Here is a 19809-nt window from a genome sequence, read left to right on the forward strand (position 1 = left end):
TAAGCGATGGGGTGACGCAGGAAGGTAGTCCAGCCCGGGCGGTGGTAGTCCCGGGGTAAGGGTGTAGGCCGAGGGGTAGGCAAATCCGTCCCTCATACAAGGCTGAGACCTGATGCCGAGCCGATTGTGGTGAAGTGGATGATCCTATGCTGTCGAGAAAAGCCTCTAGCGAGTTTCATGGCGGCCCGTACCCTAAACCGACTCAGGTGGTCAGGTAGAGAATACCGAGGCGTTCGGGTGAACTATGGTTAAGGAACTCGGCAAAATGCCCCCGTAACTTCGGGAGAAGGGGGGCCATCACTGGTGATCGGACTTGCTCCGTGAGCTGGGGGTGGCCGCAGAGACCAGCGAGAAGCGACTGTTTACTGAAAAACACAGGTCCGTGCGAAGCCGTAAGGCGATGTATACGGACTGACGCCTGCCCGGTGCTGGAACGTTAAGGGGACCGGTTAGTGACCTTTCGGGGTTGCGAAGCTGAGAACTTAAGCGCCAGTAAACGGCGGTGGTAACTATAACCATCCTAAGGTAGCGAAATTCCTTGTCGGGTAAGTTCCGACCTGCACGAATGGCGTAACGACTTCTCGACTGTCTCAACCATAGGCCCGGTGAAATTGCACTACGAGTAAAGATGCTCGTTTCGCGCAGCAGGACGGAAAGACCCCGGGACCTTTACTACAGTTTGATATTGGTGTTCGGTTCGGCTTGTGTAGGATAGGTGGGAGACTTTGAAGCAGCCACGCCAGTGGTTGTGGAGTCGTCGTTGAAATACCACTCTGGTCGTGCTGGATGTCTAACCTCGGTCCGTGATCCGGATCAGGGACAGTGTCTGATGGGTAGTTTAACTGGGGCGGTTGCCTCCCAAAGGGTAACGGAGGCGCCCAAAGGTTCCCTCAGCCTGGTTGGCAATCAGGTGTTGAGTGTAAGTGCACAAGGGAGCTTGACTGTGAGACCGACGGGTCGAGCAGGGACGAAAGTCGGGACTAGTGATCCGGCGGTGGCTTGTGGAAGCGCCGTCGCTCAACGGATAAAAGGTACCCCGGGGATAACAGGCTGATCTTCCCCAAGAGTCCATATCGACGGGATGGTTTGGCACCTCGATGTCGGCTCGTCGCATCCTGGGGCTGGAGTCGGTCCCAAGGGTTGGGCTGTTCGCCCATTAAAGCGGTACGCGAGCTGGGTTTAGAACGTCGTGAGACAGTTCGGTCCCTATCCGCTGTGCGCGTAGGAATATTGAGAAGGGCTGTCCCTAGTACGAGAGGACCGGGACGGACGAACCTCTGGTGTGCCAGTTGTCCTGCCAAGGGCATGGCTGGTTGGCTACGTTCGGGAGGGATAACCGCTGAAAGCATCTAAGCGGGAAGCCTGCTTCAAGATGAGTATTCCCACCTCCTTGAGAGGGTAAGGCTCCCAGTAGACGACTGGGTTGATAGGCCAGATGTGGAAGCCCGGCAACGGGTGAAGCTGACTGGTACTAATAGGCCGAGGGCTTGTCCTCAGTTGCTCGCGTCCACTGTGTTAGTTCTGAAATAACGAACAGCTGTGTCAACACCAGCATGTTCAGAATTTCATAGTGTTTCGGTGGTCATAGCGTTAGGGAAACGCCCGGTTACATTCCGAACCCGGAAGCTAAGCCTTTCAGCGCCGATGGTACTGCAGGGGGGACCCTGTGGGAGAGTAGGACGCCGCCGAACAATCATTGCGGAAGCCCCGCACCAGCCCTTTACGGGTTCGGTGCGGGGCTTTTCTGCGTTCAGGACACGTGTGCGGTCTCCTGTAGGGTCAGAGGGCATCGAACGACAGATTTCTACAGTCACAGTGGAGGCCCCCGGGTGGAGGTCCAGGAGACTCGGGTTCAGACTGACCGAATTTTCACCATTCCGAACATCCTGAGCATGGCTCGCCTGGCCGGCGTGCCCCTGTTCTTGTGGCTGATCCTCGCGGAGTACGACGGGTGGGCTCTCGCCGTCCTCATGCTCAGCGGGATCAGCGACTACCTCGACGGGAAGCTCGCACGGCGCTGGAATCAGATCAGCAAGCTCGGCCGGCTGCTCGATCCCGCCGCCGACCGGCTCTACATCCTGTCGACCCTCTTCGGTCTGACTTATCGCGAGATCCTGCCGCTGTGGCTCACCGGAGCGTTGCTCGCGCGCGAGCTGATGTTGCTGGTCATGGTGTGGATCCTGCGCCGTCACGGATATCCGCCGCCGCAGGTCAACTTCCTCGGCAAGGCCGCCACCTTCAACCTGATGTACGCGTTTCCCTTGCTGCTGCTCAGTGACGGAAGCGGCTGGTTGGCCTGGTTGGCCGCAGTTTTCGGATGGGCGTTCGCCGTATGGGGTACAACCCTCTATTGGTGGGCAGGAATCCTTTACGTGGTTCAAGTCCGCCGTCTTGTGAAGGCTGACTCCACGGCCGATTGAGCCCGCCCGGCGCCGGATGACGCGGAGGAGTTGCGAAGTCACCGACCGAGACGGGTGAGGGTCGGTACGACTGTCGTCTCCCAAGGAGGACTCTTCCGACATGAAGGCCGTCGTGATGGCCGGTGGCGAGGGCACGCGTCTTCGCCCCATGACGTCGAGCATGCCCAAGCCGCTCCTGCCGGTGGCCAACCGGCCGATCATGGAGCATGTGCTCAGGCTGCTCAAGCGGCATGGGCTCAGCGAGACCGTGGTCACCGTGCAGTTCCTGGCGTCACTCGTCAAGAACTATTTCGGGGATGGCGAAGAGCTCGGAATGGAGCTCACCTATGCCCACGAGGAGAAGCCACTCGGCACTGCCGGCAGCGTGAAGAATGCCGAGGAGGCCCTGAAGGACGATGCCTTCGTCGTCATTTCCGGCGATGCGCTCACCGACTTCGACCTCACCGATCTGATCCGCTTCCACAAGGAGAAGGGCGCCCTCGTCACGGTGTGCCTGACCCGGGTGCCGAACCCGCTGGAATTCGGCATCACGATCGTGGACGAGCAGGGCAAGGTCGAACGGTTCCTGGAGAAGCCGACCTGGGGACAGGTCTTCTCGGACACCGTCAACACGGGCATCTACGTCATGGAGCCCGAGGTCTTCGACTACGTGGACCCCGACGTCTCCGTCGACTGGTCCGGCGATGTCTTCCCCCAGCTGATGAAGGAAGGCCGGCCCATCTACGGCTACGTCGCCGAGGGCTACTGGGAGGACGTCGGCACGCACGAGAGCTACCTCAAGGCGCAGGCCGACGTGCTCGAAGGCAAGGTCCAGATCGAGATGGACGGCTTCGAGATCTCCCCCGGGGTCTGGATCGCCGAAGGGGCCGAGGTGAGCCCCGACGCCGTGCTCCGCGGGCCGCTCTACATCGGGGACTACGCCAAGGTCGAGGCCGGCGCCGAGATCCGCGAGCACACCGTCATCGGGTCGAACGTCGTCGTCAAGAGCGGGGCCTTCCTGCACCGGGCCGTCGTCCACGACAACGTCTACATCGGCCCCCACAGCAATCTGCGTGGCTGTGTCATCGGGAAGAACACCGACATCATGCGGGCCGCGCGCATCGAGGACGGCGCCGTCATCGGTGACGAGTGCCTCATCGGTGAGGAATCGATCGTTCAGGGGAACGTGCGGGTCTACCCCTTCAAGACGATCGAGGCCGGCGCCTTCGTCAACGAGTCGGTGATCTGGGAGTCCCGCGGCCAGGCGCATCTGTTCGGCGCGCGCGGGGTCTCCGGAATCCTGAACGTGGAGATCACCCCGGAGGTGGTGGTCCGGCTCGCCGGCGCGTACGCCACGACCCTGAAGAAGGGGGCGACCGTCACCACGGCCCGTGACCACTCCCGAGGCGCCAGGGCGCTCAAACGGGCCGTGATCTCCGCGCTCCAGGCCAGCGCCATCAACGTACGCGACCTGGAGAACGTACCGCTGCCCGTGGCACGCCAGCAGACCGCGCGCGGGAGTGCCGGCGGAATCGTCCTACGGACCTCACCAGGTGTCCCCGACTCCGTGGACATCATGTTCCTCGACGAGCGGGGAGCGGACCTCTCGCTCCAGGGACAACGCAAACTGGACCGGGTGTACGCACGCCAGGAGTACCGGCGGGCGTTCCCCGGAGAGATCGGAGACCTGCAGTTCCCGGGCAGCGTCTTCGACGCCTACACCGGCTCGCTGTTGCGGCGGGTGGACACCACCGGCATCGCCGATGCCGGGCTCAAGGTCGTCGTGGACGCCTCGAACGGAAGCGCCGGACTGGTTCTGCCCAGCCTGCTGGGTCGGCTCGGTGTGGACGCGCTGACGATCAACCCTGGGCTCGACGAGTCCCGCCCGACCGAGACCAGGGAATCCCGGCGGGCCGGGCTGGTGCGGCTGGGAGAGATCGTGGCCTCCGCGAGGGCCGCCTTCGGGGTGCGCTTCGACCCGGTGGGCGAGCGGATCTCCCTGGTGGACGAGCGCGGGCGGATCATCGAGGACGACCGGGCGCTCCTGGTGATGCTCGACCTGGTGGCCGCGGAGAAGCGCAGCGGCAAGGTCGCGCTGCCGGTGACCACGACCAGGGTGGCCGAGCAGGTGGCGGCCTACCACGGCACGCAGGTCGAGTGGACGACGACCTCGCCCGACGACCTGACCCGGGTGGGCCGGGCGGAGAACACCATCTTCGGCGGCGACGGCCAGGGCGGCTTCATCGTTCCCGAGTTCAGCAGCGTCTTCGACGGCTCGGCCGCGTTCGTACAGCTGCTCGGGCTGGTGGCGCGCACACAGCTCACGCTGAGCCAGATCGACGCACGCATCCCGCGGGCCCACGTGCTCAGGCGGGACGTGGCGACACCGTGGGCGGTGAAGGGGCTCGTCATGCGGCGGGTCGTGGAGGTGGCCGGAGACCGGCAGGTGGACACCACCGACGGGGTACGGGTGGTCGAGGCCGACGGCCGGTGGGCGCTGGTCCTCCCGGACCCGGCGGAAGCGGTCACCCACCTGTGGGCCGAAGGCCCCGACGACGGCACCGCACAGGCCTTGCTCGACGAGTGGGCGGGCGTGGTCGAGGGCGCCGGGCAGTGAGTGCCGGGCGTGCGATGACGTAGGGCGGACGTCCGGTGGGCCGGGTACGGAGGCACCCGTCCGGCCCACCGGATGGACGCATTGGGTGACTGCGCTGCCGACATGCGACGATGTGCGGCATGTCGCAGCCGCCCCACAACCGGACTCCGGCGTCTCCGGCCCCTGCGCGCCCGGACGCCTCCATGTCGCTGCTGACGCACGTGATGGACCACAGTCTCGACGAGGGCTACGCGGAAGCCGCGGCCCGGCGCGAGGCGGACGGCACGGCCGGCCTGCCACGCACCCTCAAGGCGAAACTGGGGCTCGCCGCCGGGCTCGTCGTCACCGCCATGGTCGTCACGCTCGGTGCGGCCGAGGCACGGATAGCGGCGCCCGTGCTGGCCAAGGAGCGTCAGGAACTGATCGACCGGGTGGAACGGGCGGACGACCGCACGCACGGCCTGGAGCGTGACATCGACCGCCTCAGGACCGATGTCGCGGCCCGCCAGCGTGCGGCACTGAAGCAGCCCGGCGGGGGCCAGGGCGAGCTCGTGGCCCTGCTGGCTGGTGCCACCGCGGTCCGAGGCCCGGGCATCAAGCTGGTCGTGGACGACGCGAAGGGCGCCTCGTCGGGCGGCGGCGGCAAACCGCGCGAGAGCTCGGGCTTCTCGGACACCGGCCGGCTCCGTGACCGGGACATGCAGAAGATCGTCAACGGGCTGTGGCAGTCCGGGGCGGAGGCCATCTCCATCAACGGCCAGCGGCTGACGGAACTGTCGGCGATCAGGGCCGCGGGTGACGCGATACTGGTCGACAACAGGCCGCTGGTGCCGCCGTACGAAGTGCTGGCGGTGGGGGACAAGAAGCGGCTGGGCACGGCCTTCCAGGACTCGGCGGACGGACAGTACCTGCACGTGCTGCAGGAGAGCTACGGGATCCGTTCCTCCCTGTCCCCGGCGGACGACCTGCGGCTGCCGGCCGCGTCGAGCCTGACCGTACGTACAGCTACACCGGCAGAGCAGCAGAAGGGTGCATCGTGATCGCGGTACTGGGCCTCTTGGCCGGAGTGGTGGCCGGACTTCTGGTCCGGCCCGAAGTGCCGGCCGTGGTGGAGCCATATCTGCCGATCGCCGTCGTGGCGGCGCTGGACGCGGTGTTCGGCGGCCTCCGCGCGATGCTGGACGGCATCTTCGTGGACAAGGTCTTCGTGGTGTCGTTCCTGTCGAACGTCGTCGTGGCCGCGCTGATCGTCTTCCTCGGTGACAAGCTCGGGGTCGGTTCGCAGCTGTCCACGGGCGTGGTCGTCGTCCTCGGCATCCGCATCTTCTCCAACGCCGCGGCCATCCGTCGGCACGTGTTCCGGGCGTGAGGCCGATGAGTACGAACGACAACCCCGAGGAGCCGGAGGGCACGGGCCGGCCGCCGGAGCCCCCGAAGTCCCCCGAGCCCCAGAAGTCTCCCGAGCCGCCCCAGCTGCCGCAGTCCCCGCAGCAGCCGCGGTCTTCGGAGCCTGTGCAGCCCCCGGAAGCGCCGGAGCCCTCGGAGCCTTCCGAGGAGGCGCCGGCGCAGCCCGAGGAGACCGGTCGGCAGCGGCTCGCGGCCGGGCTGTGGCCCCCGCGGGTGAGCCGTGCCCAACTGATCGTCGCGCTGCTCCTGTTCGTCCTCGGCCTCGGTCTGGCGATCCAGGTCCGGTCCAACAGCGACTCCAGCGCCCTGCGCGGGGCCCGCCAGGAGGACCTCGTACGGATCCTCGACGAGCTCGACGGGCGGACCAAGCGCCTGGAGGACGAGAAGCAGCGACTGGAGGATCAGCGCAAGGAGCTGGAGAGCAGCTCCGACCAGGCCGAGGAGGCGCGCAGACAGACCGTCGAGAAGGAACGCCAACTCGGCATCCTGGCCGGTACCGTGGCAGCCCAGGGTCCGGGCATCACGCTGAAGATCACGGATCCCACGGGTCAGGTGCAGTCCGACCAGCTGTTGGACACGCTGCAGGAGCTGCGGGCGGCCGGGGCGGAGGCGATCCAGATCAACGGGGTGCGCATCGTGGCGAGCTCGTACTTCTCGGACGAGAACGGCGGAGTCGCCATCGACGGTAAGAAGATCACACAACCCTATGAGTTCAAGGTGATCGGCAAGCCCCAGGATCTGGAGCCCGCGCTGAACATCCCCGGCGGTGTCGTGCAGACGCTGGAGAAGGAGCAGGCCACCGTTGCCGTCACACGGTCGGCGAAGATCGTTGTGGATGCCTTGCGGGCTGCGAAGCAGCCTGACTACGCTCGGTCGTCATCGTCATGATGCGGAGTGAAGAGTGGAGCGGCCCACGCGGGCGGACGCCTGCGGGGGGTCGGCGCACGGAAGTCGCCGTGCGTGGTGGAAACTGTCTGGTGGTTACGGACGTTGTGAGAATGTCCGGGTCGGCAGGTGTCTGCATTCGGAGTTCGTCCTGCCCCACGGGCGGGTCTATTTCGGTCAAGGGGAATCGCCCGTGAAGTTGTTTGAGAAGTTGTTCGGCAAGAAGAACCGCGAGGAAGGCGGCGCGGCACGGCACCGCGCCGGGCACGCGGACGTGGAAGGGCAGGGCGACCGGCCGCTCTTCCGCGACGAGGTCGCCGGCGCGGGTGATGTTCCGGGTGCCCCCGGCGCGTCGTCTGTTGACCCTGCTGGTACCGGGCGCATAGGTTTCGGTGAACCATCAACCTCAAGTGCGGGTGGAGGGTTTGCCCCCGACCCGTATGCCACCAATGCATCCGCGGGGTACCCGCGGCGCGAGGAGCCGTCCATGTCGGCCGAGCAGATTTGCAGCAGGTGCGGACACCGTAGCGATGCGGCCAGTCGGTTCTGCTCGAACTGCGGTGCGCCGCTGCGGGCGGGTCTGACGCCGGAGCGTGCCTCGGAGACCACGTCCACCATCTCGATCTCGGGCCTCGAGGCCTACGAGGCCGAGGTGTCGGGACAACCGCACGTGTCGTCCTCCTCGCTGTCCCCCGAGGCGCAGGCCGCGGTGGAAGCGCTGCCCCCCGGTTCCGCTCTGCTCATCGTGCGGCGCGGCCCCAACTCCGGGAGTCGTTTCCTGCTGGACGGTGAGCTGACCACGGCCGGCCGCCACCCGCAGAGCGACATCTTCCTGGACGACGTCACCGTCTCCCGGCGCCATGTCGAATTCCGCCGGAGCCAGGAAGGCGGCTTCACCGTCGCCGATGTCGGCAGCCTCAACGGCACGTACGTGAACCGTGAACCGATCGACTCCGTCGCTCTGCAGAACGGCGACGAGGTGCAGATCGGCAAGTACCGGCTGGTCTTCTACGCGAGCCTGCGGGGCATCTGACCCTTTTAGGGAAGGTTCCATGCTGCGTACCCCGACCGGCGGTGCCCCGCGAAGTGGCACCGCCGGCACCGCCGGCCCGGCCGGGCGGCTGGTGAGCATCGGCACGGTGCTCACCACGCTGCGTGACGAGTTTCCCGAAGTCACGATCTCGAAGATCCGTTTCCTGGAGGCGGAGGGACTCGTCGAGCCCCGACGCACACCTTCGGGATACCGCAAGTTCAGCACCGAGGACGTGGAGCGGCTCGCGCGCATCCTGCGTCTGCAGCGCGACCACTACCTGCCGCTGAAGGTCATCCGCGAGCAGCTCGACGCGCTCGCCCGCGGGGAACAGATCCGCATCCCGGCGCCCACCGCGCACGGGGACTCCGTCGACCCGTCCGGACCGGCGGCCGTCTACGGCGAAGTCGGGCGGGAGCGCCCCACCGTGGCCCGGGTGGGCCGGGAGGAGCTCCTCGCGGCCGCGGGGGTGGACGAGGCGCAACTGGTCGAGTGGGAGTCCTACGGGCTGCTCGCCGAGGGCGCGGACGGCGGATTCGACGCCGAGGCCGTCACGGTGGCCCGGCTGGTGGCCGACCTCGGCCGCTTCGGGCTGGAACCGCGGCACCTGCGCGCGATGAAGGCCGCCGCGGACCGTGAGGCGGGCCTGGTGGAGCAGGTCGTCGCACCGCTGCGCCGGCATCGCAACCCGCAGACCAGGGCTCACGCGGAGGCCACCTTGAAGGAGCTCGCGGGGCTTTCCGTACGGCTCCACGAGGCCCTCGTGCAGACCGCTCTCGGGGTTCGGCTGCCCTGAGGTGGGGGGCCCGACTACCCAAACCTGCCGAGCAGGTCCTAGGGTTGCTGTGTGAACGAGCTCGACGTTGTGGGTGTCCGGGTGGAAATGCCCTCCAACCAACCGATCGTGCTCCTGCGTGAAGTGGGAGGCGACCGGTACCTCCCCATCTGGATCGGTCCAGGGGAGGCGACCGCCATTGCCTTCGCGCAGCAGGGGATGGCCCCTGCCCGACCGCTGACGCACGACCTGTTCAAGGACGTGCTGGAGGCGATCGGCGAGGAGCTCACCGAGGTCCGGATCACGGATCTGCGGGAGGGCGTCTTCTACGCGGAGCTCGTCTTCGCCAGCGGGGTCGAGGTGAGTGCGCGCCCTTCCGACGCCATAGCCCTCGCCCTGCGGACGGGGACGCCGATCTACGGCAGTGACGGCGTGCTGGACGACGCCGGAATCGCCATTCCGGACGAGCAGGAGGACGAGGTGGAGAAGTTCCGCGAGTTCCTCGACCAGATCTCGCCGGAGGACTTCGGTACCGGCCCGCAGTGAGTGTCGGCCGCGTCGTCCTCGGGGATCCTCAGCCCATTCGATTAGCCTTTCCCCGCAAAGGGATACGGGAAACCACTCTCAGGGTGATTATCACTCGGCGTGCCGAGTGTGGCGATCGTTGACGCACCCCTGGTGACTGCCTACCTTCGAGGTGGGCAGGTCAAGGACGGAGGGTCGGCGTGAGGATCACGGGCGACGGTACGACCGGGGGCACCCCCGTACGGAGTGAGGCTGGGCCGTACCCGCTGCGCGGCGGTGCGGTCGGTTCCGCGCGCCGTCAGCCGGAGTCGACGCCGGTCGGACCGGTGAGCGCCGACCCGGAGCCCGAGCAGATCGGCTACCGCGGGCCGACGGCGTGCGCCGCGGCCGGCATCACCTACCGGCAGCTCGACTACTGGGCCCGCACCGGGCTGGTGGAGCCCAGCGTGCGGGCCGTCCACGGCACGGGGACGCAGCGGCTCTACAGCTTCCGCGACGTCGTGGTCCTCAAGATCGTCAAGCGCTTCCTCGACACCGGGGTGGCGCTGCAGAACATCCGCACGGCCGTCCAGCACCTCCAGGACCGCGGGTTCTCGGACCTCGAACGGATGACGCTGATGAGCGACGGCGCCACCGTCTACGAGTGCACCTCGCCGGACCAGGTCGTGAGCCTGCTCCAGGGCGGGCAGGGCGTCTTCGGCATCGCCGTGGGCGTGGTGTGGAGCGACGTCGAGAGCGCGCTGTCGCAGCTGCACGGGGAGCGCGTGGACACCGGCGAGACCCTCGTCCGGCACAACCCGACGGACGAGCTGGCCGCCCGCCGCAACCGGGCCGTGTGACCCGAGCCGAGGCGTTGTCAGTGGCGTAGGGCAGCATCGGGCTGTGAGAGCCGCGCCGACCATCCTGCATCTGGACATGGACGCCTTCTACGCCTCCGTGGAGCAGGCGTCGAAGCCGAGCCTGCGGGGCAAGGCCGTCATCGTCGGCGGTCTCGGTCCACGCGGGGTCGTCGCCACGGCCTCGTACGAGGCCAGGCGCTTCGGGGTGCACTCGGCGATGCCGATGGGGCAGGCACGGCGGCTGTGCCCGAACGGCGCCTACCTGATCCCCCGCTTCAGCCTCTACCGACAGGTCAGCGACGTGGTGATGGCCCTGTTGCGCGAGCTGTCGCCCCTGGTGGAGCCGCTCAGCCTGGACGAGGCCTTCGTGGATCTGGAGGCGGGCGGGGTGGCCTTCGACTCGCGCGGCGCGCGGGAGACGGGGGAGCGGCTCCGGGCGGACATCCGGGCCGCCACGGGGCTCAGCGGGTCGGTGGGGCTGGCCGGGTCCAAGATGCTGGCCAAGGTGGCCTCCGAGGAGGCCAAGCCGGCCGGACTGCTGCTGATCGAGCCGGGGACGGAGCGCGAGCTGCTCGCGCCGATGTCGGTGCGGACCCTGCCCGGGGTGGGGCCGGCCACGGGCGAGCACCTGCGCCGGGCCGGGATCACCACGGTGGGAGAGCTGGCGGAGGCCGGGGAGGACGAGCTGGTCCGGATGGTCGGCCGCTCGGCCGGCGCCGGGCTGTACCGGATGGCGCTCGGGCTGGACGACCGGCCGGTGGTCGCGGAGCGGGACGCGAAGTCGGTGTCGGTCGAGGACACCTTCGACGTGGACCTGCACGACCGGGTCAGGATCCGCGGCGAGGTGCAGCGGCTCGCCGACCGGTGCGTGCGGCGGCTGCGGGACTCGGGGCACTCGGGGCGCACCATCGTGCTCAAGGTGCGCCGGTACGACTTCTCCACGTTGACCCGGTCCGAGACCCTGCGGGGGCCCACGGACGATCCGGCGGTGGTGCGGGAGGCGGCGGCCCGGCTCCTGGAGGGTGTGGACACCACGGGAGGGGTGCGGCTGCTGGGGGTCGGGGTGAGCGGCCTGGCGGACTACACGCAGGAGGACCTGTTCGCGCAGTCCCTCGCCGCTGAGCCGGACGGGGCGGACAGGGCGGACGGGGCCGGCGGTGCCGATGTGGCCGACAGGACGGCCAGGGCGGACGGGGCGGACGGGGCCGGAGAGGCAGCTGTGACGTCCGGTGCGGCCGAGACGGAGGTGGAAGGTGCCCACGGGGCTGCGGAGCCGTCCGAGGAGCCGGAGCAGGCCCCCGAGCGGCGCTGGGCGGCGGGGAGCGACGTACGGCATGCCGTGTACGGGCCCGGTTGGGTGCAGGGCAGCGGGGTCGGGCGGGTGACCGTGCGGTTCGAACAGCCCGGATCGGAGCCCGGCCGGGTGCGGACCTTCCGGGTGGACGACCCCGAACTGGAGCCGTCCGATCCGCTGCCGCTGGTGGGGGACGGAGCCGAGGGAAGGCCCTGAGGGAGGGCTTGGTGGGAGGCCGGGGAGGGCCCGGCGCGGCTCAGCTCTCGTCACCCGCCAGTCGGCCGAAGTCGCGGTTGAAGTCCGCCGGCAGGGTCGTGTCCAGACCGTAGTGGTGGTAGAGCTGCAGCTCCTGCTCGGGCGAGAGGTGGCGCCCGACACCGAAGTCCGGGGCGTCCCTGATCAGGGCGCGCTCGAAGGGCACCCGCAGGGTGTCGCCCACCAGCTCGCTCGGCTCCAGAGGAACGAACGCGTCCCGGCTGAAGAGCCCCGTCCGGACCGCGGCCCATTCCGGGACGCCCGTGGCATCGTCGAGGTAGACCTCGTCGATCGTGCCGATCTTGGTGCCATTGCGGTCGAACGCCTTGCGGCCGATCAGGCTGCGCGGATCGATGTCGGTCTGCACGGTCCCTCCAAAAGGTCGCAACTGCTCCGTAATGACTACAGAAGTGCATATCCGCAGCGGAGGCCACTCGGGGAGGGTTCAGATCCTCGCTGGTACGCTGGTGAACGGCTGTCGACCCTGTGCGGGAGAGTCCTCCGAGTGAACGAGACGGAGGCGCCGAAGGAGCAAATCCTCCCCGGAATCTCTCAGGCATACGTACCGCACGGACGAGGCCACTCTGGAAAGCAGGGCGGGTACCGGGCACAGTGCCGGTCCCCCTCCTCACCGACGGTGAAAGCCGGATCCTCGGGAGACCCCCGTGACTCCGGTGAAACTCTCAGGTGCAGATGACAGAGGGGGAGGCCGTCCGGGTGCCCGCGCCGTGGTGCCCCTCGCAGGTCATACGACCAGGAGGCCTCCGTACATGACCGCCAACCGCATTCCGCTCTCCCAGCTGGAGCGAGGCATCCCCTTCGAACAGCGCCACATCGGCCCGGATGCCGAGGCGCAGGCGAAGATGCTCGCCCAGGTGGGCTACGGCTCCCTGGACGAACTGACCGCTGCCGCGGTCCCGGATGTGATCAAGACCGCCGAGGCGCTCGACCTGCCCGAGGCGCGTACCGAGGCCGAGGTACTTGCCGAGCTGCGTTCGCTCGCCGACCGTAACCAGGTCCTCTCCCCGATGATCGGTCTCGGCTACTACGGGACCTTCACGCCGCCGGTGATCCTCCGCAACGTCATGGAGAACCCGGCCTGGTACACGGCGTACACGCCCTACCAGCCGGAGATCTCCCAGGGCCGCCTTGAGGCGCTCCTGAACTTCCAGACGGTCGTCGCCGAGCTGACCGGGCTGCCGACCTCGGGCGCCTCGCTGCTCGACGAGGGCACCGCGGCCGCCGAGGCCATGACCCTGGCCCGCCGCGTGGGCAAGTCCAAGGGCAACGTCTTCCTGGTGGACGCAGACGCGCTGCCGCAGACCATCGCCGTCATCGAGACCCGCGCCGAGCCGATCGGCATCGAGGTCGTCGTCGCCGACCTGTCCGCCGGTATCCCGGCCGAGGTCGCCGAGCGCGGCGTCTACGGTGTGCTGGTCCAGTACCCGGGTGCCTCCGGTGCCGTCCGCGACATCAAGCCGGTCATCGACCAGGCCCACGAGCTCGGCGCCGTCGTGGCCGTCGCCGCCGACCTGCTCGCGCTGACCCTGCTGACCTCCCCGGGCGCGCTCGGCGCGGACATCGCCGTCGGCACCACCCAGCGCTTCGGCGTCCCGATGGGCTTCGGTGGACCGCACGCCGGCTACATGGCCGTCCAGGACAAGCACGCCCGCTCGCTGCCCGGCCGCCTCGTCGGCGTCTCCGTGGACGCGGACGGCAACAAGGCCTACCGCCTCGCGCTCCAGACCCGCGAGCAGCACATCCGCCGTGAGAAGGCCACCAGCAACATCTGTACCGCGCAGGTGCTGCTCGCCGTCATGGCCGGCATGTACGCCGTCTACCACGGCCCGGACGGCCTGCGGACGATCGCGAACCGCACCCACCGCTACGCCGCCCTGCTCGCCGCGGGTCTGACGGCCGGCGGGGTCGAGATCGTGCACGGCTCGTTCTTCGACACCGTCACCGCCCGCGTGCCGGGCCGTGCCGCCGAGGTCGTCGCCGCCGCCCGCGAGGGTGGGGTCAACCTGTTCCAGGTCGACGCCGACCTCGTCTCCGTCGCCTGCGACGAGACCACCCTGCGCGCCGACATCGAGGCCGTCTGGGCCGCCTTCGGCGTCAGCGGGGACGCCGCAGACATCACGGCGCTCGACGGGACCACCGCCGACACCCTGCCCGAGGGCCTGCTGCGCTCGGACGCCTACCTGACCCACCCGGTCTTCCACCAGCACCGCTCCGAGACCGCGATGCTGCGCTACCTGCGCAAGCTCTCGGACAAGGACTACGCGCTGGACCGCGGCATGATCCCGCTGGGCTCCTGCACCATGAAGCTCAACGCGACCACCGAGATGGAGCCGGTGACCTGGCCCGAGTTCGGTCAGCTGCACCCCTTCGCTCCGGTGGAGCAGGCCGAGGGCTACCTCACGCTCATCAACGAGCTGGAGGAACGTCTCTGCGAGGTGACCGGCTACGACAAGGTCTCCATCCAGCCGAACGCCGGCTCCCAGGGTGAGCTCGCCGGTCTGCTGGCCGTCCGCGCCTACCACCGTGCGAACGGTGACGAGCAGCGCACCGTCTGCCTGATCCCGTCCTCCGCGCACGGCACCAACGCCGCCAGCGCCGTGATGGCCGGTATGAAGGTCGTCGTCGTCAAGACCGCCGACGACGGCGAGGTGGACGCGGCCGACCTGCGTGCCAAGATCGAGCAGCACCGCGACGAGCTCGCCGTGCTGATGATCACCTACCCCTCGACGCACGGTGTGTTCGAGGAGCACGTCGCCGACATCTGCGCCCAGGTGCACGAGGCGGGCGGCCAGGTCTACGTCGACGGCGCCAACCTGAACGCCCTGGTGGGCCTGGCCAAGCCGGGTCACTTCGGCGGCGACGTCTCGCACCTGAACCTGCACAAGACCTTCTGCATCCCGCACGGCGGCGGCGGCCCGGGCGTCGGCCCGGTCGGCGTCCGGGCGCACCTGGCCCCGTACCTGCCGAACCACCCGCTGCAGCCCACCGCGGGCCCGGAGACCGGTGTCGGCCCGATCTCGGCCGCTCCGTGGGGTTCGGCGGGCATCCTGCCGATCTCGTGGTCGTACGTGCGCCTGATGGGTGGCGAGGGCCTCAAGCGCGCCACCCAGGTGGCGGTACTGGGTGCCAACTACATCGCCAAGCGCCTGGAGCCGCACTACCCGGTGCTCTACACCGGCCCGGGCAACCTGGTCGCGCACGAGTGCATCATCGACCTGCGGCCGCTGTCGAAGGCCACGGGCGTGAGCGTGGACGACATCGCCAAGCGTCTGATCGACTACGGCTTCCACGCGCCGACCATGTCCTTCCCGGTCGCCGGCACGCTGATGATCGAGCCGACGGAGTCCGAGGACCTCGCCGAGATCGACCGCTTCTGCGACGCGATGATCGCCATCCGCGGCGAGATCGAGCGGGTCGCGGGCGGCGAGTGGCCGGTGGACGACAACCCGCTGGCCAACGCCCCGCACACCGCGGCGGCGCTGGGCGGCGAGTGGAACCACCCGTACACCCGGGACGAGGCCGTCTTCCCGGGCGGGGTCACGGCCGCCGAGAAGTACTGGCCGCCGGTGCGCCGCATCGACGGTGCGTTCGGCGACCGCAACCTGGTGTGCTCCTGCCCGCCGCTGGACGAGTACGACGCCTGACATGAGTAAGGGGCCGGTCCGGGAGAAGTCTCCCGGACCGGCCCCTTCGTCGTTCCACCGTCGGCCGGACGGTTCGATCGCCTAGGCCGCCGCGAGCGGGCGGTGCGGGGCGATGATCTGGCCGTCCGGCAGGAGTTCACCGGTGTCCTCGAAGAGCAGGACGCCATTGCACAGCAGGCTCCAGCCCTGCTCCGGGTGGTTGGCCACCGGGCGCGCGGCCTCCCGGTCGGCGGATTCGGCTGACGGGCAGGCTGGCTGGTGCTGGCACATGGATGCGTTCTTTCGCTGCGGTGTGGTCTGTGTGCTACGGCTCGATGCGTGATTCATGGCCGTCCCCCTGGGTCATCCCCGCACCCGCGGGGAGCGTGTCATCAGTCTTCCCCCATGACAGCCGCTTCGCAGGTATTTCCCGGCAGCTGTCCTCACAGATTGATGACGCATCACTCGTGCGGGCGGTTCAGGCCAACTCCCCTGTCATTTCGGATGGTTCGCAAGTGGCCCGGGAGGACTAGGCCGAATGGGTGATTCGGGTCAGGCGGCCGGCGCCGCCAGGGTGGGAGGGGTCGGCGCCGGCGTCGGGGTCAGCCGGCGGACCATGACGGGCAGCAGCTCGGAGACCGGATGCGGTCGGTACGGGGCGATGCCGGGCGGGGCCGGGGCGAGGGGTACCAGCAGGTCCTCTCCGGCCGGCAGCCCGGCGGCGGCGTCCGCGCCCACCGCCCCGTGCAGCCACAGGGTCAGCATGTAGAGCTCCGGTACCGACAGCAGCCGTGGCTGGTAGCCGGTCGTGAGGGACTCCGCCTGGCGCAGGGCGCGTTCGGTGGCCGCGACGTAGGGGCCCTCGAAGAAATGGGAGAAGACCCAGCCGTCGGGCGTCAGTCGGGTGTCGGCCGCCGCCACGTGGCGGTCCCCGCTGCGGATCAGGAACCGCCAGCCCGTGAGCCGGGTACGCGGCGGCCTGCCACCGGCCGCGAGGTTGGACATGCCCAACCGGTCGAGGACGTGGACCGGAAGGGGGAGTTCGGCGGTCAGCGGCCCCTGGATCGCGCGCAGGGCCGGGGTGTGCGCCTCGTGGACGGCGGTGGGGGAACCGAGTGCCGCGAGGACGCTGCGCAGGGCGGGCGCGGGAGCCGGAGGGACATGCAGCGGCATGGTGGGTCGCCTCTCACTTGGGAGACCGGTGGAACGGGGGCAGGTGCGGACTCGCATTCTGGGGCCAGAGGGGGGCCGAGGGGCAATGGCCGCGCGCCAACTCTCTGCCTCGTTTGCGGAGTTTATACGACATGTGTTCACGCAGTGTTTCGGCTAGCTGTCCCGCCTATTGCCGGCAAGGCGCTTACCGGACCCGCTGACATGGCATTCATGTCGGATGCACGCGAACATGTCGCGCTGACCTCGGAGGTTACCGGACGGGGGCTCGGCTGGAAAGCGTCGGTTATCCGAACAAGGCAAAGTCGAAGCGGAATTTGCATAACGCGACTTGCCAGGTGAATGTGCCGAAGCGCCCTTCGGCCAAACCGGCGCGCGCTCCTCGCCACGCACGCCCCTCGCGCGTTATGGATCACGCTGCCGGGGCATCATCGACCGTAACGCGTGCCTGGGTGTCACGGGCCAGGCCCACTCGAGGAGGGACGCTTCGATGGGGGAGAAGGTCGTGGCAGGCGGATTCGACCTGTCCGATCGGCAGCGGTATCGAAGGAAGCTCCACGAGTGTCTGGAGGGACTGGAGCGGCTCCTGGCGGAGAAGAGGTTCGATCGCCCCAAGAACATGATGGGACTGGAGATCGAGCTGAATCTCGCGGGTTCCGACGGGATGCCGAGAATGGTGAATGCCCAGGTGCTGGAGCGGATTGCGAGCACCGATTTCCAGACCGAACTCGGAATGTTCAATCTGGAGGTGAACGTCCTTCCGCACCGACTCGGCGGCCGGGTATTCGACCAGCTCGCCGAGGAACTCAGCGCCGGGCTCGGCTATGCCCACAGGCAGGCCGCCGAGATCGACGCCGGGGTGGTGATGATCGGCATTCTGCCGACGATCTCCCGCACGGACCTGGTCACCGCGAACCTCTCGGCGGTGGACCGCTACTCGCTGCTCAACGAGCAGATCCTGATGATGCGCGGGGAGGACTTCACGCTCGACATCGACGGCGTCGAACGGCTGATCTGGACCTCCGGGTCGATCGTGCCGGAGGCCGCCTGCACCTCCGTGCAACTGCATCTGCAGGTGACGCCGGCGCGGTTCTCGGCGGTGTGGAACGCGGCGCAGGTGGTGGCCGCGGTACAGATCGCCGTCGGCGCCAACTCGCCCTTCCTGTTCGGGCGTGAGCTGTGGCGGGAGTCGCGGCCACCGCTGTTCACGCAGGCCACCGACACCAGGCCGCCCGAGCTCCAGGCGCAAGGCGTGCGGCCGCGCACCTGGTTCGGGGAGCGGTGGGTGGACTCGGCGTACGAGCTCTTCGCCGAGAACGTCCGCTACTTCCCGGCCCTGCTCCCGATATGCGACGAGGAGGAACCGCTGCGGGTGCTGGCCGAGGGCGGGGTGCCGGCGCTGCAGGAGCTGGTCCTGCACAACGGCACCGTCTACCGGTGGAACCGGCCCGTGTACGGGGTCGCCGACGGGGTGCCGCACCTGCGGGTGGAGAACCGGGTGCTGCCGGCCGGGCCCACCGTCGCCGACGTCGTCGCCAACGCCGCCTTCTACTACGGGCTCGTACGCACCCTCGCGGACGAACCGCGACCGGTGTGGACCCGGCTGCCCTTCGCCGAGGCGGAGGCGAACTTCGACGCGGCCTGCCGGTACGGGATCGACGCGCGGCTGCGGTGGCCACGCCGGGGCCGGGCCGGGGGGCCGGCGAGCGTGCCGGCCGTCCGGCTGGTCCTGGACGAGCTGCTGCCGATGGCGGCGGCGGGGCTGGACGCCTGGGGCATCGAGCCCGCGGACCGGGACCACTACCTCGGCATCATCGAGGAGCGCTGTCGGCGCCGGGTGAACGGGGCGACCTGGCAGGTGGACACCTACCACCGGGCGCTCGCCGGCGGACTGGAGCGGGACGAGGCACTGGCGGCGACGACCCGGAGGTACACGGAGCTGATGCACAAGGGCGACCCGGTACACACCTGGCCGGTGGGGCTGACGGAGGAGGTGAGCGCCTCGGTGCCCGTCGCCCGCTGACCGGCCGTTCGCCCGACACCGTCCGACGATGCCCGTGATCCCGGCGATCCCGGAGATCCCCGTGATCCCGGCGATCGCCGGTGATGGCCCCGCAGTGATCCTCCCGGCCCGCCGAGGAGGCAGTATGGGGTGATCGCAACGGGATGGCAGGACGGAGTCGGGCGTGCGGACGGAGCCGGAGCCGGTGTTCGTGGAACTGGACGAGGACGGGCGGCGGAGCCTGCTGCGCACCGAGACGCTGCTCGTCCTCGCGCTGTCGCTGGGCGCGAGCGGGGTCTCGGCCCTGATCAGTTTCATCGGCTCGCTCACCAAGCCCGGCGGCCTCAAGGACCAGGCGGCCACGCTCAACGGCTCCTACGCCCCGGGCCGGCCCTGGCTGGACCTCGCCTGGCAGCTGTTCGGGATCGCGAGCGCCCTGGTGCCCGTACTGCTGGTGGCGCACCTGCTGACCCGTGAGGGCGCTCCCGGACTGCGGGTACTGGGATTCGACCGCACCCGCCCCTGGTGGGACCTGGGCCGGGGCGCCCTCGTCGCGGCCGGGATCGGTAGCGCCGGACTGGCCTTCTACCTGGGCGCCCGGGCCGGCGGCTTCAACCTCACCGTGGTCCCCGAGGCGCTGCCCGACGTGTGGTGGAAGTTCCCCGTACTGATCCTCTCCGCGCTGCAGAACGCGATCGTCGAGGAGATCATCGTGCTGGCCTACCTGCTGCGCAGGCTGGGCCAGCTGGGTTGGTCGCCGATGGCCGCGCTGCTGGCCAGCTCGGTGCTGCGCGGCTCCTACCACCTCTACCAGGGCATCGGCGGCTTCATCGGCAACATGGTGATGGGCGCCGTCTTCGTCCTCGCCTACCGGCGCTGGGGCCGGGTGGGACCGCTCGTCGTCGCGCACGCGCTCCTCGACCTCGTGGCCTTCGGCGGTTACGCCCTGCTCGCGGGCAAGGTGGGCTGGCTGCCGACACCCTGACCC

The 19809-nt window shown here is 68.8% G+C and carries 16 protein-coding genes, 2 rRNA genes and 1 riboswitch (1 of these 19 running past the window's edge); of the genes, 15 read left to right on the forward strand and 3 right to left on the reverse strand.

Annotation, left to right across the window (positions count from 1 at the left end):
• The 12 genes from ACWG52_RS30970 to ACWG52_RS31025 all read left to right on the forward strand — a co-directional run.
• A 23S ribosomal RNA gene (locus ACWG52_RS30970) occupies positions 1-1495 on the forward strand; it begins 1629 nt to the left of the window's first position.
• 79 nt (positions 1496-1574) lie between these two features.
• Positions 1575-1691, forward strand: a 5S ribosomal RNA gene (gene rrf, locus ACWG52_RS30975).
• 138 nt (positions 1692-1829) lie between these two features.
• Entirely contained in the window at positions 1830-2420 is a 591-nt protein-coding gene (locus ACWG52_RS30980) for a CDP-alcohol phosphatidyltransferase family protein (protein WP_030718774.1), read from the forward strand.
• A gap of 100 nt (positions 2421-2520) precedes the next feature.
• Complete coding sequence (locus tag ACWG52_RS30985) at positions 2521-5016, forward strand: sugar phosphate nucleotidyltransferase (protein WP_389808297.1); 2496 nt, start codon at positions 2521-2523, stop codon at positions 5014-5016.
• A gap of 110 nt (positions 5017-5126) precedes the next feature.
• Complete coding sequence (locus ACWG52_RS30990; RefSeq protein ID WP_389808300.1) at positions 5127-6035, forward strand: DUF881 domain-containing protein; 909 nt, start codon at positions 5127-5129, stop codon at positions 6033-6035.
• Positions 6032-6364, forward strand: coding sequence for a small basic family protein (locus tag ACWG52_RS30995; protein ID WP_030010496.1), 333 nt, complete (start codon positions 6032-6034; stop codon positions 6362-6364). The genes ACWG52_RS30990 and ACWG52_RS30995 overlap by 4 nt, the downstream gene beginning before the upstream one ends.
• A gap of 5 nt (positions 6365-6369) precedes the next feature.
• Entirely contained in the window at positions 6370-7290 is a 921-nt protein-coding gene (locus ACWG52_RS31000) for a DUF881 domain-containing protein (RefSeq protein WP_389808303.1), read from the forward strand.
• A gap of 130 nt (positions 7291-7420) precedes the next feature.
• On the forward strand, positions 7421-8320 hold the full coding sequence (locus ACWG52_RS31005; protein WP_078909330.1) for an FHA domain-containing protein: 900 nt from the start codon (positions 7421-7423) through the stop codon (positions 8318-8320).
• A 19-nt stretch (positions 8321-8339) separates the two neighbouring features.
• Complete coding sequence (ftsR, locus tag ACWG52_RS31010) at positions 8340-9113, forward strand: transcriptional regulator FtsR (protein WP_389808306.1); 774 nt, start codon at positions 8340-8342, stop codon at positions 9111-9113.
• 51 nt (positions 9114-9164) lie between these two features.
• A complete protein-coding gene (locus ACWG52_RS31015; protein WP_030009777.1) occupies positions 9165-9638 on the forward strand; it encodes a bifunctional nuclease family protein in 474 nt (157 codons plus the stop codon).
• A gap of 179 nt (positions 9639-9817) precedes the next feature.
• Positions 9818-10456 (forward strand): MerR family transcriptional regulator, encoded by a 639-nt coding sequence (locus tag ACWG52_RS31020; protein ID WP_078909319.1) that lies wholly within the window; start codon positions 9818-9820, stop codon positions 10454-10456.
• A gap of 43 nt (positions 10457-10499) precedes the next feature.
• Complete coding sequence (locus tag ACWG52_RS31025; RefSeq protein WP_389808310.1) at positions 10500-11966, forward strand: DNA polymerase IV; 1467 nt, start codon at positions 10500-10502, stop codon at positions 11964-11966.
• Between the two features lie 40 nt (positions 11967-12006).
• Here ACWG52_RS31025 and ACWG52_RS31030 read toward each other — a convergent pair whose 3' ends face one another.
• The gene (locus ACWG52_RS31030) at positions 12007-12372 is read right to left on the reverse strand and encodes a PRC-barrel domain-containing protein (RefSeq protein WP_030770347.1); all 366 of its coding nucleotides are present in this window, start codon (positions 12370-12372) and stop codon (positions 12007-12009) included.
• A 112-nt stretch (positions 12373-12484) separates the two neighbouring features.
• A riboswitch (glycine riboswitch) is annotated at positions 12485-12583 on the forward strand.
• 192 nt (positions 12584-12775) lie between these two features.
• On the opposite strand from ACWG52_RS31030, the gene gcvP reads away from it, so the two are divergent.
• Complete coding sequence (gcvP, locus tag ACWG52_RS31035; RefSeq protein WP_389808314.1) at positions 12776-15670, forward strand: aminomethyl-transferring glycine dehydrogenase; 2895 nt, start codon at positions 12776-12778, stop codon at positions 15668-15670.
• Positions 15671-15751: 81 nt separating this feature from the next.
• Here the strand turns inward: gcvP and ACWG52_RS31040 are convergent, their stop codons facing one another.
• Both ACWG52_RS31040 and ACWG52_RS31045 read right to left on the reverse strand, forming a co-directional pair.
• Entirely contained in the window at positions 15752-15940 is a 189-nt protein-coding gene (locus ACWG52_RS31040) for a DUF5999 family protein (RefSeq protein WP_030009772.1), read from the reverse strand.
• A gap of 261 nt (positions 15941-16201) precedes the next feature.
• Positions 16202-16822 carry a hypothetical protein gene (locus ACWG52_RS31045; protein ID WP_389808317.1) on the reverse strand — a complete coding sequence of 207 codons (621 nt, stop codon included), beginning with the start codon at positions 16820-16822 and terminating at the stop codon, positions 16202-16204.
• A gap of 487 nt (positions 16823-17309) precedes the next feature.
• Between ACWG52_RS31045 and ACWG52_RS31050 the strand changes: the two genes are divergently transcribed.
• Positions 17310-18842: a glutamate-cysteine ligase family protein gene (locus ACWG52_RS31050; RefSeq protein WP_389808320.1), complete on the forward strand. Its 1533-nt coding sequence runs from the start codon at positions 17310-17312 to the stop codon at positions 18840-18842.
• A 163-nt stretch (positions 18843-19005) separates the two neighbouring features.
• Positions 19006-19806: a CPBP family intramembrane glutamic endopeptidase gene (locus tag ACWG52_RS31055; protein WP_389808321.1), complete on the forward strand. Its 801-nt coding sequence runs from the start codon at positions 19006-19008 to the stop codon at positions 19804-19806.
• Positions 19807-19809: the final 3 nt, after the last annotated feature.

The organism is Streptomyces sp. CLCI03 (assembly GCF_053615355.1).